Source organism: Pseudomonas sp. 1L-B-1-E-C1 (assembly GCF_057291835.1).
Window position 1 is genome coordinate 39,557 of record NZ_JBXAWN010000011.1, and the last position, 26,594, is coordinate 66,150.

Sequence of the window (26,594 nt, forward strand, 5' to 3'; positions counted from 1 at the left end):
TATGGCGATGCGATTCGAATGGCGCACATCCCTGTGCGCGGCCGACTTTCCGGCAGAGGCCTGTGAGGCACTGCGCCTGCGCGTGGCCGACCACACGCCGTTCAACAATCTTGGCTGGTTGTGCGCGGCGGAACAGGCGCTGGGCGAGAATCAGCATCTGCACATATTGCTCGGCTGGGAAGCAGAGGCATTGCGTTTGTGCCTGCCATTGGTGGCCAGCCGCGAACGCTTCGCCGGTCTCAAGTTTCGGGTTTTGCATCACTTGGGTTATCCGCTGGCCGATCGGCTGGCCTTGCTGTCACTGCTCGGCAGTGAAGACATGCACAAGGCGCTGCTGCTGATCCGTGAGCGCCTGCCCCATGCGCTGCTGCAACTCAACGAACTGTCGGAACCTGCCGGCGAAGAGAGTGCGCTCACCGAATGGATGGCGCGCAGTTCCACGGCTGAGCGACGCCTGAGTTGCCGGGTGCCGGTGCATCTGATCAGCGACGCCGACCGTCAGGAAGTTACCGGCGACCCGCGCTACAAACTGCGTCGGGCGCGTAAACGGATTGCCGCATGCGGTGCGCAAATACGCCGGATCACCCCGGATGCGCTGAGCATGGGCGCCGTGTTGCAGACCATCAGCGAAGTCGAAGCGCTGAGCTGGAAAGGTGATGAAGGCGTGGGAATTTTCGCCACACCCCACAGCCGCCAATGGATCGAACGCGCCTTCACCGCCCTCGCCGGCCAAGGCTTGGTGCGCGTGGTGATGCTGGAGCTGAACGGCCGCTGCATCAGCTATCGGCTGGGCCTGCTCGAACAGGGCCGACTCTACGACTACAACCTGGCGTTCCTGCCGCAGCATGCCGATCTGGGCAGCGGTCGGGTGCTGCTGGAGGAATGGATTCGCTGGGGCCTGGACGAGCAATGGCACTGGATCGATGCCTCGCGGGTCAGCCTGGAAAACTCCAGCCATCAACTGCACGAGCGCATGACCGGGCAACTGGAACACTGGCGCTGGAGCTTCTACTCATGGCGTCCCAGTGGCCTCCTGCTCGGCTTGGGGCTGCGTCTTTGGTACTGCGTCAAACCAGCCCTGCAAAAATGGCGCGCACAGCGTGCCGGCAGGCTGACAGCGGCAAATACATCCGCAATACAACCGGCAACATCATCCACCACACCTGGGCTAGCGCCTCGGAGAGCATCATGAACGTCATCGACAAACTGCTTCTGCGCATCAAACAAAAAGGCCTGCGCCGCACCCTTGGCGCTTTCGGCAAACGTTATGTCTTCGCTCACCGTGAATTGCTGTGGATGGAGCGCGATCTGGTCACACCGATCGCGCCGAACAAACTGCGTCCCTGTGAAGGTTTATTTAGAGTCGACATCACCGAGGACAACGCCAAGGCTTTCAGCAAGTACTTTGGTGACCGTGTGCAGACCATGGCCGAGCTGGCCGCTGAAGGGCACACCGGGCACATGTACCTGGATCAGGAAGGTCACACCGTCGGGTTTGTCTGGGCCAGCACTCGCGACTATTACGATCGACACTTCTACCGCTACACGTTTACGGTCCAGCCGGGGGAATACTTCCAGTTCGGTGCCGAAATCACCCGACACTATTTCGGCAGCAGCCTGACCGTCGATGCCCAGACCGCACTCTGGCAAGTCATGTCTGCCCGAGGCTTCAAAAAAGTGGTGGATATCTGCGACAACGCCAATATCCCGGCCCTGAAAATGCATGTGCGCCTGGGCTATAAGGAACAAGGACGGATCACCCATGTTTACGACCTGTTCGGCCACTGGCGCTTCTTCCGCGAAACGCACTACAGCGAGTCAAGGCTGGAGGCGCTGCGCAAGCCGGAAAGACCAGTGGTCAGTGCGCCGGCGCAAGCTTGATTCGGTCTGAATATTTTCGCCGGTTTTGATGCCGCCATCGCGAGCAGGCTCGCTCCCACACTGGATAGTCGCCGTACACGAAACCAATGTGGGAGCGAGCCTGCTCGCGATGAGGCCAGTAGCTGCAACCGCAGCTCTCACAATCGATTGGCTGGTTGCCTACAAACTGTGACGACACTTCCAATATTCGGAAAAGACTTGGCCGACTGTTTATCCGTATCCACTTGGATACAGTCGACTAATGACTTATCTTATCCAGCAAACCGCAATATTCCAGGCTTGGCACCGTTCGATTAGAGACTTGCGCGCCAAAGTGGCTATCGCCCGGCGTATTGATCGGGCGTCAACAGGTAATCTCGGCGACGCCAAATCGGTGGGCGATGGAGTCTCTGAGATGCGTCTGGATGTTGGCGCGGGCTACCGGGTGTATTTCACAATCCGCAATGGCGCAGTAATCATTCTGCTGGCCGGAGGCGACAAATCCTCACAAAGCGCAGACATCCGACGCGCACAAAAAATGGCAAAGGAGGTTTAACCATGAGCCAGACTTTGACGAATTTCGACATGGTCGCGCTGCTCGACAGTGACGAAGCCATCAGCGAATACCTGTCGCAGGTGCTTGCAGACGGAGACAGCGAAGAATTCCTTCGCGCTATCGGTTACGTGTTAAGAGCGCGAGGAATGACGCAGATCGCCAGGAATTCAGGCATGGGTCGTGAAAGTTTGTACAAGGCTTTTGCTCCCGGAGCGAAGCCGCGCTTTGACACAGTGCTGAAGGTAATTCATGCACTGGGCATCGATCTATATGCGCAGCCGGGGCACGTAGTCAATCACGCCGTTCCCTGAATTTTGTAGCGGTTGCAAGGCCGCCATCGCGAGCAGGCTCGCTCCCACACTGGATAGTCGCCGTACGCGAAACCAATGTGGGAGCGAGCCTGCTCGCGATGAGGCCAGCCGTCGCAATAAAGGTTCTCAGGCCTTGCTCGCCACCAGGCTAAAGCACATCGGCAACTGCGCCTGCTGGTTCAGGTAGCAGTCATACACCTCTTCTCGATTCGAATGCGCATACTCCTGAAAGTCCACAATGCTCAGCCCCGCTCCGATGGCGCCGCAAACAGCGACAGGCTTTCCCGACCGTTATTGCAGCCCAGTTGAATCACGTCTTTAACGTCGACTTCCAACAAGCCGCGCAAGGTGTCATCAAGGCAGCAAAACTCCGCCTGCGCGACATCACTGAGCAATGCCTGCCAGTCCGGCGAATCCTGATGATGACGGGCGGAATCGTTCCACGCCTGTCGATTGCTCTCGATGGCGGTTTTGGGGTTGGGCACTTCCATGGCGCACTCCGGATGAGGCTCGTGATTGAGCGGCGTGAGTCTAGAACAGACGCGGAGTTGGGGTTGTTGCGATGTTGTAAGCGCGAGTCTGGCGATGAATTACCGTTCTTCGCGAGTGTGCCAAAGGCGCAGCAGGTAGATAGTCGAATCGACAATTTCGTAGCGCATTTCGTAGTGCCCGACCAGAATCCTGCGAACATCTCGCGGTTCAAATTCTTCCAGACGTTCACCCAAGCGCGGATTGGCCAGCAGCATTATCGGAGCGGCGGTCAGCTGTTGCACAGTGCGCGCAGCGGCAGGTTGATTAACTGGTGCCAAAAACTCGTAAAGCCTGGTCAGGTCGGAAAGCCCTTTGCTGGTCCACTTCAACTCCATATCAAAGTGGAGCCTTGAGAGGCGTATCGGAACTCAAGCTGTCCGCCCATGCCTGCACTGATTGATGATCGATAACGCGCCCGGCGTCCACATCAGCCAAGGCTTCGCGCGTCAGACGGCTGCGCTCTTCCTCTTGATCAATCCAGGCGCTCAGGGCCTGTTTCACAATCCAGTTACGCGAGCGTTCCAGACGCTCAGCCATCAGATCGACCTTTTCGGCCAATTGCACGGGTACATGGGCAGTCACGGATCGGGTTTTGATTGGCGCGGCCATGTCAGTTGACTCCTTGAGATTGCGGGCAGCGGGCGTTCACCGTCGATCAGAGTAATCCTGCCCTATTGTGTTCGCTCAGCTTTGATACAAATTGAATCAAAGTTAATCATAACTGCCCATGCACCGCTATTTGGCCCGACAGAACGCGATACTCGACGGTAAATAAAATCAAAGATTCACATGACTCTGGTTAAGCCGCTCACGCAAAAACTCCACCAGCGCCTGCACCGGCCGCGAAGCCTGGCGATGTTGCGGATATACCGCCGATAAGGTCAGTGGCTCCGGGCGTAGATCATCCAGCACCGGCACCAGCCGCCCGTCCTTCAGCGCCGCGCCGACGATGAAGGTCGGCAGGTAGGTAATCCCCATCCCCTGCACCGCCGCGTCCCGCAGCAGTTCGCCGTTGTTCACGCGCATGCGGCCGGTGACGTTGATCAGCAGCGGTTTGCCCGGCGCTTCGTTGAAGCGCCATTGCACCGAGCGCCCGTGGCCGTACGGTAGGCAGTCGTGGCTGTGCAGGTCTTCGGGTTTGAGTGGCGTGCCGCGTTCGGCAAGGTACGCAGGGCTGGCGCAGTACACCCGTTCGATGCTGGCGATACGTCGGGCGATCAGCGTCGAGTCTTCCAGTACGCCGATGCGCAGGGCCAGGTCGTAGCCCTCGCCGAGCAGGTCGACCGGGCGATCGCTCAAATCGACCTCGACAGTAACCTCGCGATAACGCTGCAGGAACAGCGGCAACAGACAACCCAGATGCGCCACGGCAAACGACAGCGGCGCGCTCAGGCGAATCGTGCCGCGCGGTTCGGCGGTTTCACCGGCGATGCCCTGCTCGACCTGCTCCACCTCGCCGAGCAAACGTAGCGCCGACTCGTAGTAGCTCTGCCCGAGCGGGGTGACGTCGAGCCGGCGGGTCGAGCGATTCAACAAGCGCACACCGAGGCGCTCTTCCAGTTGCATCAAACGTCGGCTGACGAACTGCTTGGACAGGCCCAACTGATCAGCCGCGGCGGTGAAGCTGCCGGAGTCCATGACCTGGCAAAAAATACGCATGTCTTCGAACGGGTTCATTGTCACTCTCTGGTGGACAGTTAAACGCTTTATAGCCGCTTTTTCGCTTTTCAGCAGCCCATTAATCTTTGCTCACGGTTTGAAAACAACCCTGAACACAAGGAACTGCCGAAGGCTGCGATCCGATCGTTCCCATGCTCTGGGTGGGAACGCAGCCGGGGACGCTCCGCGTCCGACAATCAAAAGATCGCAGCCTTCGGCAGCTCCTACATCACACATTCAAAAATGGAATTGAACATGAGCATCAAGAAAACCCTCGCCGCCTCCCTCCTCGCCCTGTCCGTCAGCAGCGCCTTTGCCGCTGGCAACACTGGGGTCGAACACAACACTCAAGCATTCCTCGACGCCCTCGCCGCTGGCGGTGGTCGCCCGCTGGAACAGCTGAGCCCGAAAGATGCCCGTGCGGTGCTGACCGGTGCCCAGGCTTCGGTGAAGGTTGACCTGTCCGGTGTGGAAGTCAGCGACAAAGCTATCAAGGTCGACGGCCAGACCATCAACCTGAAAGTGGTGCGCCCGGCCAAGGTCAAAGGTGAGTTGCCGGTGTTCATGTTCTTCCACGGTGGCGGCTGGGTGCTGGGTGACTTCCCGACGCATCAGCGCCTGATCCGTGATCTGGTAGTCGGCTCTGGCGCCGTTGCGGTGTATGTCGATTACACGCCGTCGCCGGAAGCGCAGTACCCGACCGCGATCAACCAGGCTTACGCCGCGACGAAATGGGTGGCCGAACACGGCAAGGACATCGGCGTCGATGGCAAGCGTCTGGCGGTAGCCGGCAACAGCGTCGGCGGTAACATGGCGGCGGTCGTGGCGTTGATGGCAAAGGAGCAGAAAGCCCCTGCCCTGCGCTTCCAACTGTTGATGTGGCCGGTGACCAATGCGCAATTCGACGACGGCTCGTACCAGCAATTTGCCGAGGGTCACTTCCTCACCAAGGGCATGATGCAGTGGTTCTGGGACAACTACACCACCAACCCGGCCGAGCGTGCGCAGATCCACGCCTCGCCGCTCAACGCCAGCGCCGAACAGCTCAAGGGCCTGCCCGCTGCGCTGGTGCAGACCGCCGAGTTCGACGTGCTGCGTGACGAAGGCGAAGGCTACGCGCGGCATCTGGATGCGGCTGGCGTGCCGGTGACCTCGGTGCGTTACAACGGGATGATTCATGACTTCGGCCTGCTCAATCCGCTGAGCCAGATTGCGGAAGTCAAAGCGGCGGTGCGTCAGGCGGCGGCTGAACTGAAGACCCATCTGAATCCATAAAAGCAAAAGATCGCAGCCTTCGGCAGCTCCTACAGGAAAACGCATTCCAAAGTAGAAGTTGTCGCAGGCTGCGATCTTTTCATTTGCAGCCATTGCGGAGCTTCGGTCATGACTCTTTTCTACGCCCATCTGCTGTCCTGGAGCGCCGTCCTGTTGCTGCTCGACGCGGCACTCTGGCATTTCTCGCCCTTCATCCATCGCGCGCCGCGAGTCGGTGTGCGTCTGGCGTTGTTTCTGGCATTCAGCGCGCTGGTGATCAACGCCGGCGTCAGCCCGTTGCAGGCGCCGCTGTTCGCCGATGATCGCGTGGCGCAGCTGGGTGCGACGGCGCTGGGGATTCTCTGGTGGTTGTACGCAGCACGGGTGCTGACCGAAGTGATCGGCCTGGCGCTGATGCGCCGCATCGGTCACAGCGGTCGCTTGCTGCAGGACGTCATCGGCGCGCTGGTGTTTCTGGTCGCGATTGTTGCGGCGGCCGGTTACGTACTGGAACTGCCGGTCAAAGGCCTGCTGGCCACTTCCGGGGTGGTCGCCATCGTTGTCGGTCTGGCCCTGCAGAGCACTCTCGCCGATGTGTTTTCCGGCATCGTCCTCAACACTACCAAGCCCTATCAGGTGGACGATCTGGTGATGATCGACGGCGTCGAAGGCAAGGTCTTCGATATCGACTGGCGCGCCACGCACCTGCTGACCAGCGCCGGCACCATGGCGGTGGTACCGAACTCGGTGGCGGCCAAGGCGAAGATCGTCAACCTCAGTCGGCCGAGCAACATGCACGGCGTGTCGATCAGCATCCAGGTGCCCAACCACATTCGTCCGCGACGGGTCCTCGATGCCCTCGATCGCACCTTGCAGGGCAGCAGTTCGCTGTTGCTCAGCCCGGCGCCGAAAGCCGTGCTCAAAGAGGCTGGCGAAACCATGTCCGAATACGTTGCCAGTGGATTTATCGCCGAGCTCGGCAAGAAAAGCGAAGTGCGCAATCAGCTGTTCGACCTCGCCCACCGCCATCTCGAAGCGGCGGGCATTTCGCGGCACCCCGACGGCGTAATCGAACCGTCGAGCCGTGCTCGTGCGTTGCTGGATGAGGTGAAGATTTTCCGCTCGCTGAGCAGTGAGGAACGCGATCGCCTCGCTGAGTCGATGGTCGCGCAGCAGTACACGGCCGGTCAGGTAGTGCTGGATCTGGACGAAGTGCCGGACAGCCTGTTCGTGATTGCCACGGGCGTGGTCAGCGCGACGGTGCCGGACGGCAATGGTCAGACCGAGGCCGGACGCATGGGGCCGAGCGAAGTCATGGGTGAGCAGAGCATCCTCGCCGATACGCCGTCGCAGGCGACGTTCACGGCGCTGACGTCGAGCATCATCTATCGCCTCGACAAGCAGTTGACCCGAGAGTGCATGGACAAGCGCAGCGAAGTCGGCCGGGCCTTGAACAAGTTGCAGGCGGTGCGTCAGCAGAACAGTCGCCTCGCGTTGATGGCCAAACCGGTGGCGGTGAAAAAAGGCGGGTTCTTGGGTTGGTTGCAGAAGCGCTAACAGCAAAAGATCGCAGCCTTCGGCGGCTCCTACAGGGAAAATGCGTTCCCATGTAGGAGCTGCCGAAGGCTGCGATCTTTTGATTTTCTTACTTGGCGGTGAACTTGGTATAGCTGTTGATCAGGTTGCGATAGTTAGGCAGACGCTCGGACAGCAGGTGCGCCAGGCCTTCCATGTCGTTGCGCCAGTCGCCCTGCAGTTCGCAAGCCACAGCGAACCAGTTCATCAGGTGTGCACCGGCGGCCGACATCCGCGCCCACGCCGCTTGTTGCACGGTGGTATTGAAGGTGCCCGACGAGTCGGTCACGACGAACACTTCGAAGCCTTCAGCAATTGCCGACAGGGTCGGGAAAGCTACGCAGACGTCGGTCACGACACCAGCGATGATCAGCTGCTTGCGGCCGGTGGCCTTGATCGCTTTGACGAAGTCTTCGTTGTCCCAGGCGTTGATCTGGCCTGGACGCTGAATGAACGGCGCGTCGGGGAATTGCTCGAGCAGCTCAGGCACGATCGGACCGTTCGGACCCGCGTCGAAGCTGGTGGTCAGAATGGTCGGCAGCTTGAAGAACTTGGCGATGTCGCCCAGTGCCAGCACGTTGTTCTTGAACTCGTTCGGCGAGAAATCCTGCACCAGCGAGATCAGACCGGTCTGGTGGTCGACCAGCAGGACGACGGCATCATCTTTGTTCAGACGCTTGTAAGGAACGCTCATGGCAAAACTCCTGGATGGATGGTTGTTGCGGGAAGCGCCGGCCCTGATGACCGGCGCTTTTTTCAAACTCAGAACGCGAAGCAGGAACAGCCGAACGCGCCCCAGAAACCGGCGAAGTCACTGACCGGTGCATTCGACATCCGCGCTTTTTCATGGCTGTGGGTGTGCACGGCGCACGGCCCGCTGCACTGGTGAACCTGCGCCTGAAGTGGCGAGTTCGGACGCCAGTGGCCCGGGACTTTCACCACTGGCGACCAGTCCGGCAGTACCGGAATCGAACGCGGGCCGAGGTCTTCGAAATCGCCAGCGGCGTAGACGATCTTGCCGCCGACCACGGTCATCACCGACTCGATCCACTTGATCGCTTCTTCTTCGACGCTGAAGAAGTCCGCGCTCAGCGCCGCCAGGTCAGCCAGTTGACCGACGCGGATCTGGCCCTTCTTGCCCTGCTCCGAGGAGAACCAGGCGCTGCCGTGGGTGAACAGTTCCAGCGCGGTGCTGCGTGGCAAGCCTTCTTCGTACAGGGCCAGACCGCCAACAGTGCGGCCGCTGACCATCCAGTACAGCGAGGTCCACGGGTTGTAGCTCGATACGCGCGTGGCATCGGTGCCGGCGCCGACCGGCACGCCTTCAGCGAGCATGCGCTTGATCGGTGGCGTGGCTTCGGCAGCTTGTTTGCCGTAGCGATCGACGAAGTATTCACCCTGGAACGCCATGCGATCCTGAATCGCAATGCCGCCGCCCAGCGCTTTCACGCGCTCGATGTTTTGCGGGGTGATGGTTTCCGCGTGGTCGAAGAACCACGGCAGACCGTTGAACGGAATGTCGCGATTGACCTTCTCGAACACGTCGAGCATGCGGCTGATCGATTCGTTGTACGTGGCGTGCAGACGGAACGGCCAGCGCTGCTCGACCAGGTGGCGCACCACCGGCTCCAGCTCCTGCTCCATGGTCTGCGGCAGGTCCGGGCGCGGTTCGAGGAAGTCTTCGAAGTCAGCGGCGGAGAACACCAGCATCTCGCCAGCGCCGTTGTGGCGCAGGTAGTCGTCGCCCTGATGCAACTTAACGCTGCCGGTCCAGTTCTGGAAATCGGTCAGCTCTTCTTTCGGCTTCTGGGTGAACAGGTTGTAGGCGATGCGTACGGTCAACTGGTCGTCTTTGGCCAGTTGCTCGATCACTTGGTAATCGTCAGGGTAGTTCTGGAAACCACCGCCGGCGTCGATCGCACTGGTCAGGCCGAGGCGATTGAGTTCACGCATGAACTGGCGGGTCGAGTTGACCTGATATTCCAGCGGCAGCTTCGGCCCCTTGGCCAGTGTCGAGTAGAGAATCATCGCGTTCGGCCGCGCAACCAGCATGCCGGTCGGGTTGCCGTTGCTGTCGCGCACGATCTCGCCACCCGGCGGGTTCGGCGTGTCGCGGGTGTAGCCGGCCACGCGCAGGGCGGCGCGGTTGAGCAGCGCACGGTCGTAGAGGTGCAGGATGAAAACCGGGGTATCCGGCGCCGCCTGGTTGATTTCTTCCAGGGTCGGCATGCGTTTTTCGGCGAACTGGAATTCGTTCCAGCCACCGACCACACGCACCCACTGCGGGGTCGGTGTGCGATCGGCCTGATCCTTGAGCATGCGCAGCGCGTCGGCCAGCGACGGCACGCCTTCCCAGCGCAGTTCGAGGTTGTAGTTCAAACCGCCGCGAATCAGGTGCAAGTGCGAGTCGTTGAGGCCAGGGATAACGCAGCGGCCTTTCATGTCGACCACTTGCGTGGCGCTGCCCTTGAGGGCCATGGCCTCGGCATCGTTACCGACGGCGACGAAGCGGCCATCCTTGATCGCCACCGCACTGGCCAGTGGTTTTTCCCGGTCTACGGTATGAAATTGGCCATTGAATAAAATCAGATCGGCGCTCATCGCAGTTCCTCAAGCAAAAGTGAAAAGAAGCGAACCCCGCGCTCAGCGTGGCGAGGTTCCTTGGGAATCGAGGTGTTCATGGGCCTGGCTGGCTTCCAGCCACGGGGTGAACAAACGGGTCACCGGCGGCATCACCACGTAGACCACCGAAAGGACGATGGTCAGGGTGATAAAAAAGGTGGCGACCACGTAGTTGGAAAGGATTGGATGCAGCGCCAGCAACGGCCCCCAGATCAGCGGCACCAGCAAGGTGTGCGGCAGAATCACCAGCAGCGAGACCACGGCCTGCTTCCAGCGCGGCGGCGGCGAAGCGGCATCGGCAAGGGGCGAGAACCAGAATTCATTGACCGGAGCGACTTCGGTCTGATCACCGTCGGCCAGCATCGGCGCAGCTTCGGCGACCAGCGCCTGACGCTCGGAGGATTCCAGCCAGCCCTGCATCGCTTCGGTGGAGCTGAAACGCAGCACGCAGGTATAAAAATCCAGACGCCCGCGCTTGCCGCGCACCACGTCCACTCCCAGATGCCCTTCGCGCTGCCCGGCAACGCGCACGATGTTGCGCAGCCATGCTTCATACGCCGACTCGAAACCGGCCTTGACCGAGTGTTTGATGATCAACGTGACAGTCTCATCGGCCCCCGGTGCTTGTTGATTCAGGACTTCAGGCATAACGCAGCACTCCGGGCAAACGAACAGGAACCGCCAGCCGTCCAGGCCCGGCGATCAATACAGTGGTGAAAAGAATCAACAGCAACCAGCCGAACTGCCCTTCGGCCACACTCCATTGCGGATGCACGACCAGCAACGCCACCAGCAGCACAAAGAGAATAGGCAAGCAGGCCAATCGCGCCAGCACACCGGCGACGATCAGTAGTGGGCAGAGGACTTCGGCGAAGATCGCCAGGATCAGGGTCAGGTGGGCACCGAGGTGGAACGGATCTTCGATCAGTTGCAGTTGCGCGGTGAAGTCCAGCAGCTTGGGCAAGCCGTGCACCCACAACAGAAACAACCCGCCGCTGACCCGCAGGAACAGCAACCCGATGTCGCGTGCCTGTTCATCCCTCGTAGCAATCATGACCCGACCCTTTGAATGTCATTGACGGGAATCATGCCAAGGCCGGGGCGGGAGAAATTGGATGGGTGTGCTTAGTTGCTTTTCAGACCGCCGACGGTCTGCAGTCAGCCACAAAACATTGTGGGAGCGAGCCTGCTCGCGAAGGCGTCGGGTCAGTCAGATCCACACTAACTGACACACCGCTTTCGCGAGCAGGCTCGCTCCCACACGAAACTGCTTGTGTGATAGAAGGCGGTTAAAGCGCCGGAATATCCAGCGGCGCCGCCATGAACTGGCTGATCCGCGACCGCAGCCATTTCTCCGCCGGGTCGTTGTCGTGCACCCCGCTCCACGCCATCGACAATTGCGCGGCATCGATCGGGAATGGCGGGTCTTCGGCACGCAGGGCGCAGCCTTCGACCAGTGCACAGGCAGCGTAATCCGGCACGGTGGCGATCATCTCGGTACCGGCGAGCAAGGCACGCAAGCCACTGAATTGCGGCACACCGAGAACCACCCGGCGGCAGCGGCCGATCTTGGCCAGATCGAGGTCGATATTGCCGCTCAGGTCACCGGAGAACGACACCATCGCATGCGGTCGCTCGCAATATTCGTCCAGCGTCAGCGGCCCCGGACGATCATCGCCGCGCAGGACTTTGCAGGGAATGTCGCGCAGCTTCTTGCGCTTGGCATTGGCCGGCAGATCCGTGGTGTAACTGACACCCACGGAAATTTCCCCCGAGGCCAACAACGCCGGCATCAACAGATAGTTGGCGCGGCGCACCACCACCACGATCCCCGGCGCCTCCTGCTGAAGCTGGCGCAACAATGGTGGAAACAGACCGAACTCGGCGTCGTCCGACAAACCGATGCGGAACACGTCGCAACTGCTCGCCGGTTCGAATTCCTTGGCGCGGCTGACCGCACCGGAAATCACGTCCATCGCCGGTTGCAGCTCCTTGAGGATCGCCAGTGCCCGCGCCGTCGGCTCCATGCCGCGACCGTTGCGCAGTAGCAACGGATCGTCGAACAGATCGCGCAAGCGCCCCAGCGCAGCACTGACCGCCGGCTGGCCCATGAACAGTTTTTCGGCGACGCGGGTCAGGTTCTTTTCGAACATCAGCGCTTCGAAAATCACCAGCAGGTTCATGTCGACGCGGCGCAGATCGTTACGGTTCATGGGCGTGGTTTCCTTATCGGTGTCAGACGCTTTTTGCCACTGGCGCTGGGCACTTTACTCGATCAACGGCACTTTCGCCGCGCGTTTGTACGGGCCGTATTCCACCGGCACCCACTGGAAGTGTTTGCCCTCGGCGGTGATGTGGCCGATACCCGGGAACGGCAAATGCGCGGCCGTCACCCAGGTCTTGCTCGCCGCCGCCGCACTGAACACGGCCTGACGACTGCCGATCGCTTGCTGACTGTTGACGTCAAAACCGATCGACACTTCCGGGTGCAAAAACTGCACCGCCAGGTTGTGCACCAGATCGCCCATGAACACGATGCTCTGCTGCTGCGAGGTGAAGCGGTACGTCGTGCTGCCCGGCGTGTGCCCGGCTTCGAGGGTGGCTTCGACCAAGCCTGGCAACGGCGACTGCCCGGGGGCGAAAGTCTTGAAGCGACCGGCTGCAACATAGGGCGCGGTGGAGTCCTGGGCAATTTTGAAAAACTCTTTGGCGCCTGCCGGGGCCTTGGCCAGCGCTGCCGGATCGAGCCAGTAGTCGGCCTCGGCTTTGGCTGCAAACACGGTGGCGTTGGCGAACAGCGGTTTTTTCTCTGCATCGACCAGACCACAGACGTGATCGAGGTGCAGGTGAGTCAGCAGAATCGTGTCGACCTGCTCAGGCTTGTAGCCGGCGGCCTGCATGTTGGCCGAAAGCTGCCCGGCGGTGGCGCCGATGCATTGCCCTGCACCGGTATCCACCAGAATCAGCTGTTTGCCGGTGTTGACCAGAAAGGCATTGAACGCGGTCTGCACCCCTGGGGTTTCAATCGAACGGCGGGCGAGGAGCGCGCGAATCTGGCTCTGGCTCATGCCCTGCAACAACTTCGGCGACAAATCGTTGTAACCGTCGAACAACGCCGTGACTTCGTAATCGCCCACCGCCAAGCGGAAGTAACCCGGCGCCTGAGTGCCCACCTGCGGCGCCTGCGCCATCGCGCCGGACATTGCCAGCATGACCGCCAGAGTCGTCGCTGCTTTTACCCTGCCTTTCATTGCATTCCCCTTTGATCCTGGCCGACGCCGGCCGCGCTTTATCGACATCGTCGCGTAAAGCCCGGGCGCTGACTTGCAAGGATGTGCTGAGTTCCAGCGTTAGCGAGGAAATTAACAACGATTAACTCGTCAGCCTCACGCCCTCGCCCAACAATGAAGACCTCTGCGCAGCGTTGCTTTTTTGACCTGAGGGAATGCGCCGACCGTGCCTTCCCCACCGACACGGACCTTGGCCATGGCTTATCTACAGCAAACCGTCGCCCTCGCCCCTGCCTGCGAACCGCGGAAAAACGCGACTGGCGGACTCAGTCCTCAGCGCGAGCGCCAGATCAAACAGTTGATCCTCGAGCGCCTGGGCGAAAGCCTCGAAGTGGCTGAACTGGCCCGGGCCTGTTCACTGTCACGCAGTCATTTCTCCCGCGCGTTCAAGTGCAGCACCGGCCTCTCGCCACAAGACTGGATTCGCACCCAGCGTCTGGCCCGGGCCAAGTTGCTGATCCAGCACACCGACCTCAGCCTGACGCAGATCAGCCTGGAGTGTGGCTTCTGCGATCAGGCGCACTTCTGCCACATGTTCACTCGCAGCGAGGGCATCAATCCGTTCGCCTGGCGCTGTCGAGTGATGGGCAAACTGAACAACAGCGCCGCGCAGCCTGCGGTGTTTTGACTGCTGCCGTTACGCCACCCGTTGCACTGATGCTCAAACCTGAGGATTATGCCCGGACACCCCGGATCAGACGGCCTGCGCATGCGCCAGGGACTGATTCGCCCTGTCCGCCGCATTACCGCAGGAGCGCGCTGTTGAGTTTTCCCCCGAATCAGGCCATTGCATTTGGCCCCTATCGGATTCATCCCGGGCAACGACTGCTGATTGAAGGCCAACAGCCTTTGCGCCTGGGACGGCGGGCGATGGACATCCTCCTGATTTTGCTGGCCCACGCTGGTGAAGTGGTGAGCAAGCAGCAATTGATGGCCGGGGTCTGGCCAGACAGTGTCGTCGAAGACATCAACCTGCGCGTGCACATGGCGGCGCTGCGCAAGGCGCTGGGCGACGGGCAGAACGGGCAGCGCTATATCGTCACCGTGGCGCAGCGCGGCTACAGTTTTGTCGCACCGATTGTGCTCGACAGCATCGAACAGAAACCTGCGGTCGCTGTAGCCAGACACAACCTGCCGCTGCGCCGTACGCGAATGATCGGTCGCCAGCCGGTGGTCGATCACCTGATCGCGCAACTGCCGCGCCGACGCTGCATCACCCTGGTCGGCCCCGGCGGCATCGGCAAAACCACGGTCGCCCTGCGTGTCGCCGAGCAATTGATCGGCCAGTATCGCGACGGTATCCGCCTGGTGGATCTGGCTCCCATCGCCGATCCCGCGCTGATCGGCTCGCACATGGCGACACTGCTCGATCTGTCCGCAGCTGAAGGCGATGCGCAGGCTTGTCTGGTCGATGGCCTGCGTGATCGGCAAATGTTGCTGGTAATCGACAACTGCGAGCACTTGATCGATGCGATCGCGGCGCTCAGCGAGCGGATTCTGCGCGGCGCGCCCAAGGTGCATATCCTCGCGACCAGCCGCGAGAGCCTGCGCGCCGAGGGCGAGTTCGTGCAGCGTCTGGAATCACTCGAATGCCCGTCCATGTCGACCGCGATGGAGCCGGCCCAGGCGCTGGGCTTTGCTGCGCTGCAATTGTTTGTCGAACGCGCCACGGCGGCCAGGGAAAACTTTCAACTGAGCCACGCCGAGCTGCCGCAAGCGATCGAGATTTGCCAGCGCCTGGACGGCATTCCGCTGGCACTGGAACTCGCCGCCGCGCAGGTGAGCGAATTGGGCATGGACGGACTGCTCAAGCAATTGCGCGAGGGTTTGCCGCCGCTGTCAGCCGGACAACACAGCAGCGCCGAGCGCCACCTGACTCTGCGCGCGACGATGGACTGGAGTTTCAACCTGCTCAACGCCTGCGAGCAAACCTGTCTGCGCCGTCTGGGGATTTTCCGCGGCAGTTTCAACCTCGCCTCCGCGGCGGCAGTGGTCATTGGCCAACAGATCGATCCCGGTGCGGTGTTCAACGCAGTCACGCAACTGGTGGCCAAATCCCTGCTTAGCGTCGAAGTGGGCGACGAAGATGTTTTCTATCGCTTGCTCGACACCACCCGCCACTATGCACTGGAAAAACTCGAACAGGCCGATGAGCTCAGTGCAACCCGCCGACGCCACGCCGAGCGTTGCCTGACCTTGATGCAGCAGGCACAAGCGGATTGGGACAACACCCCGACCGTGCTGTGGCTGGAGCGCTACGCCCGGGGTCTGGAAGATTTGCGTGCGGCGCTGGACTGGAGCCTCAATGGGCCGGGACCGGATGAGCTGGGCGTTCAACTGGCAGCCGCTTCGGCGCCGTTGTGGCAGGAGCTGTCGCTGTTGCGCGACTACAGCCGCTATGTGCGTCGCGCACTGGTGCTGCTCGAGGAAACATCTGCGCCCTGCCCTCGCCTGCAAATCGCCCTGAAACTGGCGCTCGGCAGTGCCAGCTACCACACCTGGGGCGGCACGCCACAAACCATTCAGGCCTTCGTCGACGCCTGCCAATTGGCCGAGAAACACGGCGATCTCGCCGGGCAACTGCGTGCGGTGTCCGGGCACATGGCGGTCAATCTGAGCTGCGGGCATTACTGCATGGCTTTGGCCCAGAGTGAGCAATTCGACCGAATCGGCGTACACGGCGAACCGCTGTTATCACTGAGCACACATCGCTTGCGCGTGCTGGCCCTGCATTATGCCGGCGACCAACCGCAGGCGCGCGCGCATGCCGAGCAAGTGCTGCAACGCATGGCCCACAGCGGCCATCTCAATCGCTTCACACATGGTTTTGGCGTGCAATACGACCAGAGCGTCGCCTCGCTGACGGTGCTGGCACGGGTGCTGTGGCTGCAGGGCCTGCCCGAGCAGGCTTGGCGCGCGGCACGGCAGGCGCTGGACATTGCCGTGCAGATCAACCACGGCACCTCGATTTGCTACACCCTGGCGCTGGCCAGTTGCCTGATCGCTCATTACAACGGCGACCACGCAAACGCCCGCGCCCTGCTGCAGTTGTTGCTGGAGCAATCGCAGAAGCATTCGGTGTTGCTGTTCAATAATTGGGGCCGGCACTACGCGCAGGTGATCGATCCGGATAATGCCGCGCCTGTGTCAGCGGAGAGCAGTGGTCTGATCCGCGAAGTCATGGTTACGCTGGATGAGCGCTTTGTCGATGAGGCACTGGTGGAGCGGGCATATAGCGGCGATGCGGGATGGAGTGCGGCGGAGATATTGCGCGGGCGGGCGGCGGCATTGTTGAAGGGTTCAGAGACTCCCCTTCGCGAGCAGGCTCGCTCCCACAAGGGTTCGGTGTCGGGCGTAGATTCTCAGTTGGGTGCGGATTCCTGTGGGAGCGAGCCTGCTCGCGAAGCGGCCTTCTCAGACAGCGCTGAAATCCAGGAAGCAGAACGAACGCTGCAACAAGCCTTGACCATCGCCAGAAGCCAAGGCGCGCTGGCCTGGGAACTGCGCAGCGCCACGGTTCTTGCTGAACTGTGGCAGCGCCAGTCTCGCCATCGCGAGGCACTGGATCTGCTGAACCCCATCTACCAGCGCTTCACCGAAGGCTACGCTACTCCGGACTTGCGCAAGGTGCGTCGGCTACTCGACCGCCTGCGCGACCTGTGCCCGGCCTGACGCGTTGCGTATGCGGCTGAAATAGCGCGCATGGCGATGTTCCAGTTCGAGCCTTTCGTCGCTGCGTTGGAGCTGATCACGCGCATAGCGGCGCACGGTGTTGAGCATCCAATAGCGCACCGTTGCATCGATGGGTTGCTGGATCAGCAACGATTTGCGCGCCAACCCTTCGATTACCGCGCTCAGCCTGGAACCGGCCAGATCCGCGCTGCCGATTACGCTCAGTGCGGCCTCGAGGGTAAAGCCCGCCCTGAACACCGTCAGACGCAGCAGCACTTGCTGCTCCATTTCCGTCAGGCATTGATAGCTCCAATCGATAGCGGCAGCCATCGACTGATGGCGCGGTTCTGCGGTGCGCCGGCCTTGGCCAAGCAACTGCAGACCGTTTTCAACTTGGGCCTGTAAGCCGATCAAACCCAGTGCGTCGATCTGCGCCGCGGCGAGTTCGATCGCCAGCGGCAGACCGTCCAGTTGACGGCAAATCTCGCGCACGCCCGGCAAATCCTGTTCACGCAAACTGAAGCCATGCTGCCGCGCCCGCGCGCGATTGACGAACAACTGCACTGCCGGATAGCCCATGGCTTCTTCGACGGTGTTCAATGTCGAGCGCTTGGGAATCGCCAACAGCGGGACGTAATGAACGGTCTCCTGCGCGACTCGCAGGGGTTCGCGGGCGGTAACCAGAATCGACAGACGGGGCGCAGCATGCAACAGGGTTTCTGCCAGAGCCGCGCAGCTGTCGCGCTGGTGGTCGCAGTTATCCAGTATCAACAAGGCGTGCCGGCCGGTCAGGGTGAAAAAGTCTGTCTTAAGGATGTGCAACAGGTGTTCGAGCAACGGTTTGCCGGCTTCGAGGCCAGCAAGATCGACCCACCAGGCGCCATCGCGAAAGTATTGCAGCAGCAATTCCGCCACGCGCAATGCCACAGTGGTTTTGCCAACACCCGGCGCACCGGTAATTGTCATCAAGCGGCACACCGGCATTTGTCGAACCAGACTCCCGACCAAGGCATCGCGCCCGCTGACTGGCGTCAGTCGTGCCGGAAGATTGTGCAGAGCCGTGAGCGCGGCGACGGGCGTGGGCAGCGCATCACTTGTGTGCCGCTGCACCGGGGCGACAAAACTGTAGCCGCATTGCGCCACGTGAATGATATAACGCTGCCCGTTGCTGCCGTCGCCCAGTGCGCGCCGCAATGCCGCAATGTGCACCCGCAGATTGATCTCTTCGACGATCGACGTCGGCCACACCTGAGCAATCAATTGCTCTTTGCTGACCACCTCGCCCGCGTTATCGAGCAGCACCTGCAGAATGTCCATGGCGCGCCCGCCCATGCGCAGCGGCTGCTCTCCTTCAAGGACCAGACGCTGGCGCACATGAAAGGCGTAGGGGCCAAAACGCAGCACCGAACCCTGGTTTGTGTCGTTGGGATTATTCATGCCAGACATCTTGGCACCCTTGCGTGACGATACAACCGCCACAGCCGACACAGTACGGACATCCGGCTGCGCCAGACGGACAGAACCGCTCTAGCTGAACTGTTCCCGGTACTGCAAAGGCGTAAGGCCGAGCTTTTCGGCGAACAACGAGCGCATGTGCCGGACACTGCCGAAGCCACTTTTGTAGGCAATTGTTTTGAGGGGCAGATCGCTGGTCTCCAACAGGTTTCGCGCGCAGTCGATGCGGGCGTTCTGCAGGAATTCCATCGGCGTCATGTTGACGTCACGAGTAAACAGACGAGCGAAGTGGCGTGCGCTCATGTTCGCCAATCCGGCCATGCGCTCGACGGTAAAGACCTCGTCAAGATGCTCAAGCACGTAATTCTGCGCGCGGGTAATGGGTGTCTCCTGCGGAGAGACTGCCGCCATCAAAGGGCTGAACTGCGCTTGCCCGCCTTGGCGCTTCATCACCACCAACAAGACCTTGGCCACGTCCTGAGCGATTTTCTTGCCGTGATCTCTGGCCACCACCGCCAGTGCCAGGTCGATGCCGGCGGTCACACCACCCGAGGTGATCAGATTACGATCCTCGACGTAGATCTGATCGGTGGTCACCGTGGTTTTCGGAAAGGCCTTGATCAGCCGCTCGGTGTAATTCCAGTGCGTGGTGACGCGATAACCGTCCAGCAAACAGGCATGGCCGAGGATGAACGCGCCAGTGCAAATCGAACCGTAGCGTTCGGCGCGCGGCACGGCGTTTTTCAGCCAGGTGAACAGCTGCGGAAATCTCTGGTTGTAAGCGCCGGGTCCGCCGGGCACCAATAACAGGTCATAGCGCTCGGCCGCTTCGTCAATATGCAGATCAGCCTGGACCTGCACGCCATTGGAAGCCCTCAGCAAGCCGCGCTCCGTGCCCAACGTCGTCAGTTGATAATGCAAATCCGGTTTCAGATAACGGTTGGCGACGGAAAACACTTCCAGCGGCCCGGCCATGTCGAGCATCAGAAAGTCAGGAAACAGCACCATTGCCACGGTTTTCATGGGAGGCATCACACATTTCAGGGGTAAAAACGCACGCTGCAACCCGGCCATTATGGCCAACTCAGGCGTAATCAGCGCACACGAATGGGTGAACCATAACGCAAAACTGTCAACCTGAGCCGGACAGTCTTTCAATTTCCATCTACTTATTGCCTTGTCCGGTAACCAGTAACCTTCTCCTCACTCGGACGAATTCACGTCCCGCCAGGAGATTTCATCATGCTGACTCTTCGCAAAGCCTCCGATCGCGGCCTCGCCAATCACGGCTGGTTGAAGTCGTTTCACACCTTCTCTTTCGCCAGCTACCGCAACCCGCGTGAACAAGGGTTTTCCGACCTGCTGGTGATCAACGATGACCGGGTCGCCGCCGGCAAAGGTTTTGGCCAGCACCCGCACCGCGACATGGAAATCTTTTCCTATGTGCTCGAAGGCGCGTTGGAACACAAGGACACCCTCGGTACTGGCTCGGTGATCCGCCCCGGTGATGTGCAATTGATGAGTGCCGGCAGCGGCGTGGCGCACAGTGAGTTCAACCACTCGGCCACAAAGCCCGTGCACTTTCTGCAAATCTGGATCGTGCCGGATGTCAGCGGCGCCAAGCCGCGCTATCAACAGGAACACTTCAGCGCGCAGAAAAAACGTGGTCGCCTGCAACTGATCATCTCGCCGGATGGCAGCAACGGCTCCCTGAAAGTCCGTCAGGATGCGCGGGTCTACGCCGGGTTATTTGACGGCGAGGAAAGTGCCACGCTGAAATTGCCGGCCAATCGTTACGCTTACGTGCACGTTGCGCGTGGCAGCGTCGAACTCAACGGCCAGACCTTGCAGGAAGGCGACGGCGTGCGGGTTCGTGAAGAACAGCTGCTCACCTTGAGCAACGGGGTCGATGCCGAAGTGCTGGTATTCGACCTGCGCCCACAGGAGTTGCCTGAAATGCCATGATTTGGCGCGCTGCAGAACGGCCTTCCACTGAAGGCCGTTTTTCATGGCGGCGGCACCGTTGTGGGTCGTGCGACTGGGTGGGGGACAGACACCTCTTTGCCAATCTGAATCGCCGCCAGCGTGGTTTGTATTGTGGTCAACACCGCCGCCTGATTGGCGAAATGCGCGCCTACCAGCAACGAAGCAACGCCGAGGAAATGCACGGTGGTGGCAGCCCAATAGTTGGCCTTTACCGTCGATGCCTGCCTGATCGCTTCCCGCGATTCGTCGGCGATTTTCTGCACGCCCATCCACATCAGGTCATAACGCTTGTCCCGTTCCAATAGGGCCTTGTTCTGCTCTGCCTGAGCAGCGAGGAACCCGCGAATGTCGGCGCGCATTTCTGCTACGCGGCCGTCCATTCTCGTCTCGATGGTTTCTATCCTGGCATCGAATTCTTCGCGGCTTAAGGTGCTCATGATTTGCCTATCCCGACTTGCGTCCGATCTGTCCGTGACTGCATATGGATTCACTTCCCTGATTTTCAATTCGACACCTTTGTGTGGCTACCGAGGCCTTCCCTGGCGCTTCGTTTCGATGCGGGCCTGAGGTCTGCATCGAGCTGCGGTCACAATAGAATTCATCAGTGTCGACGACAAGCCGGCCCATTCTGCCTCGGACGTAGGCTGTTTCGTCAGACGTTGTAGCCTCGGCAAACCCCTGAATCCACTATTGGTTTTCCAGCGCAAAAGCCTCAACGATTTGCTCGATGGCCGCACGTACCCGCGCGGTGTGACGCAGGTCGGCGTGGGTGACCAGCCACACTTCATACGGCCACGGCCGGGTCCGCTCCGGCCAGAGTCTGACCAGGCCGTCGCGCTCGCCCATGTACACCGGGATCTCCCCTACGCCGAGGCCGGCAGCAAGGGAGCGACGCACCAACAGGCTGGAACTGAGCGTCGCGACGATGCGCCCTTTGTTCAACGGTTCGGAGACCAGGGTCAGATCTTTTTTATTCTGCAGATAGGGCTGATACACCACCAGATCATGCCCCTCGAAAGCACTGCCGGGCTGCGGTTCGCCATGACGGTCGACATAGGCCTGCGCTGCGAAAAGTCCTACAGGCCAACGGGCGATTCGCCGGGCGATGAGATCCGGGTTATCCGGCCGGGTATTGCGCACCGCGATATCCGCCTCGCGCTTGGCCAGACTGAGGATTTGCGTCGAGGCATCCAGCTGGATCTGCACATCAGGATGCTGATCATGCAAGCGCGCCATCGCCGGAATAATGAAGTCAATGGCCAGCGAGTCGGTGGTGCTGACCCGCACATTCCCTGTCAGGCGATCATCCAGCCCATGGATGTGCCGCTCCAGTTCAAGCGCCGAGTGCTCCATTTTTTCCACACTTTTGAGCGCCGCTTCACCGACGGCAGTCAGTGCGTAACCGTCGGACGTGCGCAGGAACAGCGTCGCACTCAAAGACTTCTCCAGCGCAGCAACGCGGCGTCCGACCGTGGCTTGATCCACGCCCAGAACCCGCGCAGCACCGCGCAATGTTGACTCCCTGCAAACCGCCAGAAATACCCGCGCATCATCCCAATTCATGCTGAACCTCTTCGAAGCGTTTTTGCATCACCGTGCTGCTTAATCGCTGCATATGCGCAGCAACGATAGCCGATAAGCTGAGCGCCATACACCTCTTGTGAGATCGCAATCATGCGTACTTCTAACTTTTCCGGCATCTGGCTGCCGATCTTCGCCGGACTTTGCGCCAGTCTGGTCAGCATCGGCCTGGCGCGTTTCGCTTACACGCCATTGATCCCTTCGCTTATTCAGGCGCAGTGGTTTTCGGCCAATGATGTCGTTTATCTCGGCGCGGCGAATCTGGTCGGCTATCTGATCGGCGCCCTGCTCGGTCGGCCAATGGCCCATCGACTGGGTAATCGCAACGCTTTGCGACTGATGATGCTGGCGGTCACGGCAGCATTTTTTGCCTGTGCTTATCCGCTGTCGGTGAGCTGGTTCTTCGGCTGGCGTTTGCTGTCCGGCATTGCCGGTGGCGCGATCATGGTGCTGGTGGCGGCAACCGTGCTGCCTCACGTTCCGGCGGCGCGCAGAGGTCTGGCCAGTGGCGCAATCTTCCTGGGCATCGGCCTCGGAATCGCCGGCTCCGGGACCATCGTACCGCCGCTGCTGAGCCTCGGCTTGCAAGCGACCTGGCTGGGACTGGGCGCGCTGGCGTTATTGCTGACCGCGTTGAGCTGGTTCGGCTGGCCTGCGGATACCGCGCATCCTCTGGCTGCGCACGCAACGTCGGCTGATGAGCCGACACCGCCGGGCGTTTACCTGTTGTTCGCTCAATACGCGTTCATGGCCGCCGGGCTCGTGCCAGCAATGGTTTTTCTGGTGGATTACGTTGCTCGCGGATTGGGTGCCGGGGCGCATGTCGGCGCAATGGTCTGGGTGATGTATGGCCTGGGAGCGATAGTCGGGCCGGTGACGTACGGTTTTCTGGCCGACCAGCTTGGCGCACGCACTGGCATTCGCGTGGTGCTGGTGGTGCAGGCCATTGCCCTCGGTTTGCTAGCCGTCTCCCATTCGTTTCTGGCGCTGGCGTTACTGGCGGTGATTCTCGGCTCGTTCCCGCCGGGCATCGTGCCGCTGGCCTTGGCTCGGGTGCATGAACTGGTGCCATCCCATCACCGCCAGCAGATTGCCTGGAGCCGCGCCACCGTGTCGTTCGCCACCTTTCAGGCGCTGGCAGGGTTTGCCTACTCCGCACTGTTCAACGCTTCGGGTGGGCAGCACACATTGCTGTTTGTGATCGCCGCCGGCGCAATCGTCGTTGCCCTGCTGCTGGAGCAAGCCATGCGCTGGCTGCCCTCGGCGCCAGAAACCCGTTGCGCGGCGAACTGAAGGGAATCATTGCGCGCTACCAGTGCTCCCATCTACACGACCTTTTTTCACAGGAATCGACATGTCACTGCCCAACGAAATGACCCGTATCGAAATCACCGAGCCCGGCGGCCCTGACGTATTGCAAGCCAGACGCGTGCCTCTGCCAACCGTCGCCGAAGGTCAGGTGCTGATCCGCGTTCACGCCGCCGGTATCAATCGCCCCGATGCCTTGCAGCGTGCCGGCAAATACCCGATGAAACCGGGCATGGATCCGATTCCTGGCCTGGAAGTGGCTGGCGAAGTGGTTGCACTGGGAGCCGGAGTAACGCGGTTCGCAGTCGGCGATCGCGTCTGCGCGCTGACCAATGGCGGTGGCTACGCCGAATATTGCGCGGTTCCAGCCGGGCAAACGCTTCCCGTGCCGGACGGAATCGATTGGGTCCAGGCCGCCGCGATTCCGGAAACCTTTTTCACCGTATGGGCGAACCTGTTCGGCCTCGGCGGTGCCCAGTCAGGCCAGCGGGTACTGATTCACGGTGGCACCAGCGGCATCGGCACCACCGCGCTGATGCTCTGTCGTGAATTTGGCATCGAGGCGTTCGCTACCGCTGGCAGCGTTGAAAAATGCGCCGCGATCAGTCAGCTGGGCGGACAACCGATCAACTATCGCGAAGAAGACTTCGCCAAGGTCATTGCCGAGAAGACGGCAGATCAGGGCGTGAACGTGATTCTCGACATCATGGGTGGCTCGTATTTGAACGGCAATATCAGTGCCTTGGCAATGGACGGGCGTCTGGTAATGCTCGGCTTCCTCGGCGGCGCCCGCGCCAATGACGTTGATTTGTTGGCCATCCTCGGCAAACGCGCGGTGGTCACCGGTTCGCTGCTGCGCGCGCGCACGGCTGCGGAGAAAGCCGCGATCGCCGATCAATTGCAGAAACATGTGTGGCCTGCCCTCGCCGCCGGACGCTGCCTGCCGATCATCGACAAGGTTTACCCGCTTGCTGACGCGGCGCAGGCCCATGCCCGCATGGAGGGCGGCGACCACATCGGCAAGATCGTGCTGCAGGTGGCGTGAGCGATTGCAGCATCTTGTAATCGTTGCGCATGCACGGTGGTCAAAAAACAGTCACGCGCAAACCGAGGCATCTGGTAAAAAGCGTTCTTTGTCTGCGCCGTGGTGAAACGATTGATGTTCCTGTCCTTCCTGACTCGTCTGCGACGCCGCCGCCTGGCGTTCGCCATGATGGCCGCGCTGATTATTGGCGTGCCGACGAGTTGTGCGGTGCTGGAACACACCGAGCGCAAACTGCTGTTCCGCATCGAACCCGGCACCGCCGGCTGGTATCGCGGTCTGCCCGGTAGCGTTCAGGAACTCGATCTGCAACCGAAAAGCTTCAAGGCCGGGCAGAATATCCATGCCTGGTGGTGGCCGGCCGAACGTGCCAATGCGCCAGCGATTCTGTACCTGCATGGCGTGCGCTGGAACCTGACCGGGCAATTGTTTCGCATCGAACAGCTGCGCGCGGCGGGTTATTCGGTGTTGGCTATCGACTATCGCGGGTTCGGCCAGAGCAAGGGCGATTTACCGTCCGAAAGCAGCGTTTATGAAGATGCCCGCGTAGCTTGGGAGCGCTTCCAGCTGCTGCAACCCGATCCGAACAAGCGCCTGATCTACGGCCATTCTCTCGGTGGCGCAGTGGCGATCGATCTGGCGGCTGAGCTTGGGAAGAATGCCGCGCGCAACCACACGCCTCTGCCGGTGCGCGGGCTGGTCATTGAATCGACCTTCACCTCGCTGGCCGATGTGGCCGCCGCGGTGGCTAAGACCTCGCTACCGGTGCGCTGGTTGCTGTCGCAGAAATTCGATTCCATCGACAAGATCGCCGACATTCACATGCCGCTGCTGGTGGTGCATGGCTTGGCTGATGCCTTTGTACCGCCGCGCTTCAGTGAGCAGCTGTTCAATGCCGCTGAGCAGCCCAAGCGCCTGTTGCTGGTGCCAGGGGCAACTCATAACAACAGCATGGCGCTAGGCGGGCAGGGTTATCGCAAGGCTCTGGATGCGCTGATGCAGAGCAAACCGTTGCCGCGAATTGCGGGGCCGACGCTGGGCAAGGGTTCTCGCGACTCCTGAGCCATGTAGTCAGTATCGGTAGAACAGCATCAACGTCGGGCCAATTCGTGGCGCACGCATTGTTCGTAATAGGTCTGCTTGACCGCCGCAGGTTTGAGCCGGGAGCTGCTGTTATAGGTCTGCTCGGTAATCCCCATTGCCGTCATGCGCATCCAGGGCTGCTGAAATCGGCGAACCTGCAATTGCCTGCGAGCGCCGTACAGCGAAACGCCGGACAGCTTGGATTGCTGCGCACCGGCAGCAATGTCCGAGCCCCACGTGCAGGCAAAGCGATGGCCCTTGCTTAACTCTTTTGCCTGCACTCCCGAGGCGATCAAAGCCAGGGAAAGCGTCGCAACGGTGATCACAATCGTCCGCATATAGCCAACCTAACCTTTTGAAAAAAGGCGATTTTGCCGGGGTGTATTGCGTCTGGGGGCCAGCAATTTGCCTGCTGTCGGGGATATTTTTCATCAGGTGAAATTCGCCGCTCGTCCAGTCCCGCGCACCTTTGGCAGGCAGGCCTATCCAAAGCAGTACATCCCCCGAGTAGAAGGCCCACGAGATGAACAAGAAAATTCTCGCACTGTCGTTCTTCAGCCTGTGCCTGATCGGCCCACTCCATGCATGGGCAGCCGAAACGACAGCGGGCGCCGCCACCCCCGCCACCGCCCTGCCCGGCGTCAATCACGCAGAAAGCTCACGCGATCATGATGAGAAGGCGAACAAGAAAGGCGAAGAGTCATCAGGCGCCAATGCGGGCTCAGAGCCGCATGAGACGGAAAAGGATGCGGCGACGTCGAGCGACTCCAACGACATCGATAAAAAACCCGCGCAGTAAGAGTGGTTTC

At 60.7% G+C, this 26,594-nt stretch carries 27 protein-coding genes and 1 pseudogene; 13 read left to right on the top strand and 15 right to left on the bottom strand.

What is annotated here, in order from left to right; translation table 11 throughout:
• The first annotated feature begins 1 nt into the window (after position 1).
• The 4 genes from AC0Z4S_RS19475 to AC0Z4S_RS19490 all read left to right on the top strand — a co-directional run bounded on the left by AC0Z4S_RS19475 (position 2) and on the right by AC0Z4S_RS19490 (position 2,727).
• Positions 2-1,192 (top strand): GNAT family N-acetyltransferase, encoded by a 1,191-nt coding sequence (locus AC0Z4S_RS19475; RefSeq protein ID WP_485624257.1) that lies wholly within the window; start codon positions 2-4, stop codon positions 1,190-1,192.
• The gene (locus tag AC0Z4S_RS19480) at positions 1,189-1,881 is read left to right on the top strand and encodes a GNAT family N-acetyltransferase (protein ID WP_485624259.1); all 693 of its coding nucleotides are present in this window, start codon (positions 1,189-1,191) and stop codon (positions 1,879-1,881) included. Before AC0Z4S_RS19475 ends, AC0Z4S_RS19480 begins: the two co-directional genes overlap by 4 nt.
• A 241-nt stretch (positions 1,882-2,122) precedes the next feature.
• Positions 2,123-2,416 carry a type II toxin-antitoxin system RelE/ParE family toxin gene (locus AC0Z4S_RS19485; protein WP_076567390.1) on the top strand — a complete coding sequence of 98 codons (294 nt, stop codon included), beginning with the start codon at positions 2,123-2,125 and terminating at the stop codon, positions 2,414-2,416.
• Between the two features lie 2 nt (positions 2,417-2,418).
• Positions 2,419-2,727, top strand: coding sequence for an addiction module antidote protein (locus AC0Z4S_RS19490; protein ID WP_253500758.1), 309 nt, complete (start codon positions 2,419-2,421; stop codon positions 2,725-2,727).
• Positions 2,728-2,990: 263 nt separating this feature from the next.
• Here AC0Z4S_RS19490 and AC0Z4S_RS19495 read toward each other — a convergent pair.
• The 4 genes and pseudogenes from AC0Z4S_RS19495 to AC0Z4S_RS19510 form a co-directional block, all read right to left on the bottom strand.
• Positions 2,991-3,218: pseudogene (locus AC0Z4S_RS19495) on the bottom strand (SAM-dependent methyltransferase); the annotation flags it as partial.
• A 99-nt stretch (positions 3,219-3,317) separates the two neighbouring features.
• Positions 3,318-3,593 (bottom strand): type II toxin-antitoxin system RelE/ParE family toxin, encoded by a 276-nt coding sequence (locus AC0Z4S_RS19500; RefSeq protein WP_485624261.1) that lies wholly within the window; start codon positions 3,591-3,593, stop codon positions 3,318-3,320.
• A gap of 1 nt (position 3,594) precedes the next feature.
• Positions 3,595-3,867: a CopG family ribbon-helix-helix protein gene (locus AC0Z4S_RS19505; RefSeq protein ID WP_485624263.1), complete on the bottom strand. Its 273-nt coding sequence runs from the start codon at positions 3,865-3,867 to the stop codon at positions 3,595-3,597.
• Positions 3,868-4,035: 168 nt separating this feature from the next.
• A complete protein-coding gene (locus AC0Z4S_RS19510) occupies positions 4,036-4,935 on the bottom strand; it encodes a LysR family transcriptional regulator (RefSeq protein ID WP_024012435.1) in 900 nt (299 codons plus the stop codon).
• A gap of 237 nt (positions 4,936-5,172) precedes the next feature.
• Here AC0Z4S_RS19510 and AC0Z4S_RS19515 point away from each other — a divergent pair, with 237 nt between their 5' ends.
• Both AC0Z4S_RS19515 and AC0Z4S_RS19520 read left to right on the top strand, forming a co-directional pair.
• A complete protein-coding gene (locus tag AC0Z4S_RS19515) occupies positions 5,173-6,192 on the top strand; it encodes an alpha/beta hydrolase (RefSeq protein ID WP_485624265.1) in 1,020 nt (339 codons plus the stop codon).
• Between the two features lie 108 nt (positions 6,193-6,300).
• Positions 6,301-7,728 carry a mechanosensitive ion channel domain-containing protein gene (locus AC0Z4S_RS19520; protein WP_485624267.1) on the top strand — a complete coding sequence of 476 codons (1,428 nt, stop codon included), beginning with the start codon at positions 6,301-6,303 and terminating at the stop codon, positions 7,726-7,728.
• Positions 7,729-7,816: 88 nt separating this feature from the next.
• Here AC0Z4S_RS19520 and ycaC read toward each other — a convergent pair whose 3' ends face one another.
• The 6 genes from ycaC to AC0Z4S_RS19550 all read right to left on the bottom strand — a co-directional run bounded on the left by ycaC (position 7,817) and on the right by AC0Z4S_RS19550 (position 13,619).
• Complete coding sequence (gene ycaC / locus AC0Z4S_RS19525; protein WP_016774080.1) at positions 7,817-8,440, bottom strand: isochorismate family cysteine hydrolase YcaC; 624 nt, start codon at positions 8,438-8,440, stop codon at positions 7,817-7,819.
• Positions 8,441-8,508: 68 nt separating this feature from the next.
• Positions 8,509-10,347, bottom strand: coding sequence for an amidohydrolase (locus AC0Z4S_RS19530; RefSeq protein ID WP_042609477.1), 1,839 nt, complete (start codon positions 10,345-10,347; stop codon positions 8,509-8,511).
• A 42-nt stretch (positions 10,348-10,389) separates the two neighbouring features.
• Positions 10,390-11,016 (bottom strand): antibiotic biosynthesis monooxygenase, encoded by a 627-nt coding sequence (locus AC0Z4S_RS19535; RefSeq protein WP_485624269.1) that lies wholly within the window; start codon positions 11,014-11,016, stop codon positions 10,390-10,392.
• On the bottom strand, positions 11,009-11,422 hold the full coding sequence (locus tag AC0Z4S_RS19540) for a DoxX family protein (RefSeq protein ID WP_310048639.1): 414 nt from the start codon (positions 11,420-11,422) through the stop codon (positions 11,009-11,011). Before AC0Z4S_RS19540 ends, AC0Z4S_RS19535 begins: the two co-directional genes overlap by 8 nt.
• Before the next feature lie 235 nt (positions 11,423-11,657).
• Complete coding sequence (locus AC0Z4S_RS19545; RefSeq protein WP_039762138.1) at positions 11,658-12,581, bottom strand: LysR family transcriptional regulator; 924 nt, start codon at positions 12,579-12,581, stop codon at positions 11,658-11,660.
• Positions 12,582-12,635: 54 nt separating this feature from the next.
• Positions 12,636-13,619 carry an MBL fold metallo-hydrolase gene (locus tag AC0Z4S_RS19550; RefSeq protein WP_485624271.1) on the bottom strand — a complete coding sequence of 328 codons (984 nt, stop codon included), beginning with the start codon at positions 13,617-13,619 and terminating at the stop codon, positions 12,636-12,638.
• Between the two features lie 235 nt (positions 13,620-13,854).
• On the opposite strand from AC0Z4S_RS19550, the gene AC0Z4S_RS19555 reads away from it, so the two are divergent.
• Positions 13,855-14,286 carry a helix-turn-helix domain-containing protein gene (locus AC0Z4S_RS19555; protein ID WP_253500751.1) on the top strand — a complete coding sequence of 144 codons (432 nt, stop codon included), beginning with the start codon at positions 13,855-13,857 and terminating at the stop codon, positions 14,284-14,286.
• A 134-nt stretch (positions 14,287-14,420) separates the two neighbouring features.
• Complete coding sequence (locus tag AC0Z4S_RS19560; protein WP_485624272.1) at positions 14,421-17,330, top strand: ATP-binding protein; 2,910 nt, start codon at positions 14,421-14,423, stop codon at positions 17,328-17,330.
• On the opposite strand, the gene AC0Z4S_RS19565 is transcribed toward AC0Z4S_RS19560, so the two are convergent.
• Together AC0Z4S_RS19565 and AC0Z4S_RS19570 are read right to left on the bottom strand one after the other, a co-directional pair.
• Positions 17,295-18,767, bottom strand: a complete 1,473-nt coding sequence (locus tag AC0Z4S_RS19565; RefSeq protein ID WP_485624273.1) for an ATP-binding protein — start codon at positions 18,765-18,767, stop codon at positions 17,295-17,297. The two genes, AC0Z4S_RS19560 and AC0Z4S_RS19565, sit on opposite strands and share 36 nt — an antisense overlap.
• A 90-nt stretch (positions 18,768-18,857) precedes the next feature.
• Positions 18,858-19,808, bottom strand: a complete 951-nt coding sequence (locus AC0Z4S_RS19570) for a GlxA family transcriptional regulator (RefSeq protein ID WP_471879758.1) — start codon at positions 19,806-19,808, stop codon at positions 18,858-18,860.
• A 219-nt stretch (positions 19,809-20,027) separates the two neighbouring features.
• On the opposite strand from AC0Z4S_RS19570, the gene AC0Z4S_RS19575 reads away from it, so the two are divergent.
• A complete protein-coding gene (locus tag AC0Z4S_RS19575; RefSeq protein WP_485624274.1) occupies positions 20,028-20,750 on the top strand; it encodes a pirin family protein in 723 nt (240 codons plus the stop codon).
• Positions 20,751-20,791: 41 nt separating this feature from the next.
• Here the strand turns inward: AC0Z4S_RS19575 and AC0Z4S_RS19580 are convergent, their stop codons facing one another.
• Positions 20,792-21,208, bottom strand: coding sequence for a hypothetical protein (locus AC0Z4S_RS19580; protein ID WP_485624275.1), 417 nt, complete (start codon positions 21,206-21,208; stop codon positions 20,792-20,794).
• 250 nt (positions 21,209-21,458) lie between these two features.
• On the bottom strand, positions 21,459-22,334 hold the full coding sequence (locus tag AC0Z4S_RS19585) for a LysR family transcriptional regulator (RefSeq protein ID WP_485624276.1): 876 nt from the start codon (positions 22,332-22,334) through the stop codon (positions 21,459-21,461).
• A gap of 111 nt (positions 22,335-22,445) precedes the next feature.
• Between AC0Z4S_RS19585 and AC0Z4S_RS19590 the strand changes: the two genes are divergently transcribed.
• The 3 genes from AC0Z4S_RS19590 to AC0Z4S_RS19600 all read left to right on the top strand — a co-directional run bounded on the left by AC0Z4S_RS19590 (position 22,446) and on the right by AC0Z4S_RS19600 (position 25,764).
• On the top strand, positions 22,446-23,645 hold the full coding sequence (locus AC0Z4S_RS19590) for a YbfB/YjiJ family MFS transporter (protein ID WP_485624277.1): 1,200 nt from the start codon (positions 22,446-22,448) through the stop codon (positions 23,643-23,645).
• A gap of 61 nt (positions 23,646-23,706) precedes the next feature.
• Positions 23,707-24,705: an NAD(P)H-quinone oxidoreductase gene (locus AC0Z4S_RS19595; RefSeq protein ID WP_485624278.1), complete on the top strand. Its 999-nt coding sequence runs from the start codon at positions 23,707-23,709 to the stop codon at positions 24,703-24,705.
• A 114-nt stretch (positions 24,706-24,819) separates the two neighbouring features.
• Positions 24,820-25,764 (top strand): alpha/beta hydrolase, encoded by a 945-nt coding sequence (locus AC0Z4S_RS19600; RefSeq protein WP_485624279.1) that lies wholly within the window; start codon positions 24,820-24,822, stop codon positions 25,762-25,764.
• Between the two features lie 29 nt (positions 25,765-25,793).
• Here AC0Z4S_RS19600 and AC0Z4S_RS19605 read toward each other — a convergent pair whose 3' ends face one another.
• Positions 25,794-26,123, bottom strand: a complete 330-nt coding sequence (locus AC0Z4S_RS19605; RefSeq protein WP_485624281.1) for a hypothetical protein — start codon at positions 26,121-26,123, stop codon at positions 25,794-25,796.
• A 185-nt stretch (positions 26,124-26,308) separates the two neighbouring features.
• On the opposite strand from AC0Z4S_RS19605, the gene AC0Z4S_RS19610 reads away from it, so the two are divergent.
• Entirely contained in the window at positions 26,309-26,584 is a 276-nt protein-coding gene (locus AC0Z4S_RS19610) for a hypothetical protein (protein ID WP_485624283.1), read from the top strand.
• The last annotated feature ends 10 nt before the right edge of the window (positions 26,585-26,594 follow it).

What these genes read in the sequence shown, in the direction of transcription:
- AC0Z4S_RS19475 (WP_485624257.1), top strand. Translation starts at nt 2, where the DNA reads ATGGCGATGCGATTCGAATGGCGCACATCCCTGTGCGCGGCCGACTTT.
- AC0Z4S_RS19500 (WP_485624261.1), bottom strand. Translation starts at nt 3,593, where the DNA reads ATGGAGTTGAAGTGGACCAGCAAAGGGCTTTCCGACCTGACCAGGCTT.
- AC0Z4S_RS19610 (WP_485624283.1), top strand. Translation starts at nt 26,309, where the DNA reads ATGAACAAGAAAATTCTCGCACTGTCGTTCTTCAGCCTGTGCCTGATC.
- AC0Z4S_RS19545 (WP_039762138.1), bottom strand. Translation starts at nt 12,581, where the DNA reads ATGAACCGTAACGATCTGCGCCGCGTCGACATGAACCTGCTGGTGATT.
- AC0Z4S_RS19520 (WP_485624267.1), top strand. Translation starts at nt 6,301, where the DNA reads ATGACTCTTTTCTACGCCCATCTGCTGTCCTGGAGCGCCGTCCTGTTG.
- AC0Z4S_RS19590 (WP_485624277.1), top strand. Translation starts at nt 22,446, where the DNA reads ATGCGTACTTCTAACTTTTCCGGCATCTGGCTGCCGATCTTCGCCGGA.
- AC0Z4S_RS19550 (WP_485624271.1), bottom strand. Translation starts at nt 13,619, where the DNA reads ATGAAAGGCAGGGTAAAAGCAGCGACGACTCTGGCGGTCATGCTGGCA.
- AC0Z4S_RS19510 (WP_024012435.1), bottom strand. Translation starts at nt 4,935, where the DNA reads ATGAACCCGTTCGAAGACATGCGTATTTTTTGCCAGGTCATGGACTCC.
- AC0Z4S_RS19485 (WP_076567390.1), top strand. Translation starts at nt 2,123, where the DNA reads ATGACTTATCTTATCCAGCAAACCGCAATATTCCAGGCTTGGCACCGT.
- ycaC (WP_016774080.1), bottom strand. Translation starts at nt 8,440, where the DNA reads ATGAGCGTTCCTTACAAGCGTCTGAACAAAGATGATGCCGTCGTCCTG.
- AC0Z4S_RS19600 (WP_485624279.1), top strand. Translation starts at nt 24,820, where the DNA reads ATGTTCCTGTCCTTCCTGACTCGTCTGCGACGCCGCCGCCTGGCGTTC.
- AC0Z4S_RS19490 (WP_253500758.1), top strand. Translation starts at nt 2,419, where the DNA reads ATGAGCCAGACTTTGACGAATTTCGACATGGTCGCGCTGCTCGACAGT.
- AC0Z4S_RS19595 (WP_485624278.1), top strand. Translation starts at nt 23,707, where the DNA reads ATGTCACTGCCCAACGAAATGACCCGTATCGAAATCACCGAGCCCGGC.
- AC0Z4S_RS19515 (WP_485624265.1), top strand. Translation starts at nt 5,173, where the DNA reads ATGAGCATCAAGAAAACCCTCGCCGCCTCCCTCCTCGCCCTGTCCGTC.
- AC0Z4S_RS19575 (WP_485624274.1), top strand. Translation starts at nt 20,028, where the DNA reads ATGCTGACTCTTCGCAAAGCCTCCGATCGCGGCCTCGCCAATCACGGC.
- AC0Z4S_RS19580 (WP_485624275.1), bottom strand. Translation starts at nt 21,208, where the DNA reads ATGAGCACCTTAAGCCGCGAAGAATTCGATGCCAGGATAGAAACCATC.
- AC0Z4S_RS19605 (WP_485624281.1), bottom strand. Translation starts at nt 26,123, where the DNA reads ATGCGGACGATTGTGATCACCGTTGCGACGCTTTCCCTGGCTTTGATC.
- AC0Z4S_RS19505 (WP_485624263.1), bottom strand. Translation starts at nt 3,867, where the DNA reads ATGGCCGCGCCAATCAAAACCCGATCCGTGACTGCCCATGTACCCGTG.
- AC0Z4S_RS19585 (WP_485624276.1), bottom strand. Translation starts at nt 22,334, where the DNA reads ATGAATTGGGATGATGCGCGGGTATTTCTGGCGGTTTGCAGGGAGTCA.
- AC0Z4S_RS19565 (WP_485624273.1), bottom strand. Translation starts at nt 18,767, where the DNA reads ATGAATAATCCCAACGACACAAACCAGGGTTCGGTGCTGCGTTTTGGC.
- AC0Z4S_RS19555 (WP_253500751.1), top strand. Translation starts at nt 13,855, where the DNA reads ATGGCTTATCTACAGCAAACCGTCGCCCTCGCCCCTGCCTGCGAACCG.
- AC0Z4S_RS19540 (WP_310048639.1), bottom strand. Translation starts at nt 11,422, where the DNA reads ATGATTGCTACGAGGGATGAACAGGCACGCGACATCGGGTTGCTGTTC.
- AC0Z4S_RS19570 (WP_471879758.1), bottom strand. Translation starts at nt 19,808, where the DNA reads ATGAAAACCGTGGCAATGGTGCTGTTTCCTGACTTTCTGATGCTCGAC.
- AC0Z4S_RS19530 (WP_042609477.1), bottom strand. Translation starts at nt 10,347, where the DNA reads ATGAGCGCCGATCTGATTTTATTCAATGGCCAATTTCATACCGTAGAC.
- AC0Z4S_RS19480 (WP_485624259.1), top strand. Translation starts at nt 1,189, where the DNA reads ATGAACGTCATCGACAAACTGCTTCTGCGCATCAAACAAAAAGGCCTG.
- AC0Z4S_RS19535 (WP_485624269.1), bottom strand. Translation starts at nt 11,016, where the DNA reads ATGCCTGAAGTCCTGAATCAACAAGCACCGGGGGCCGATGAGACTGTC.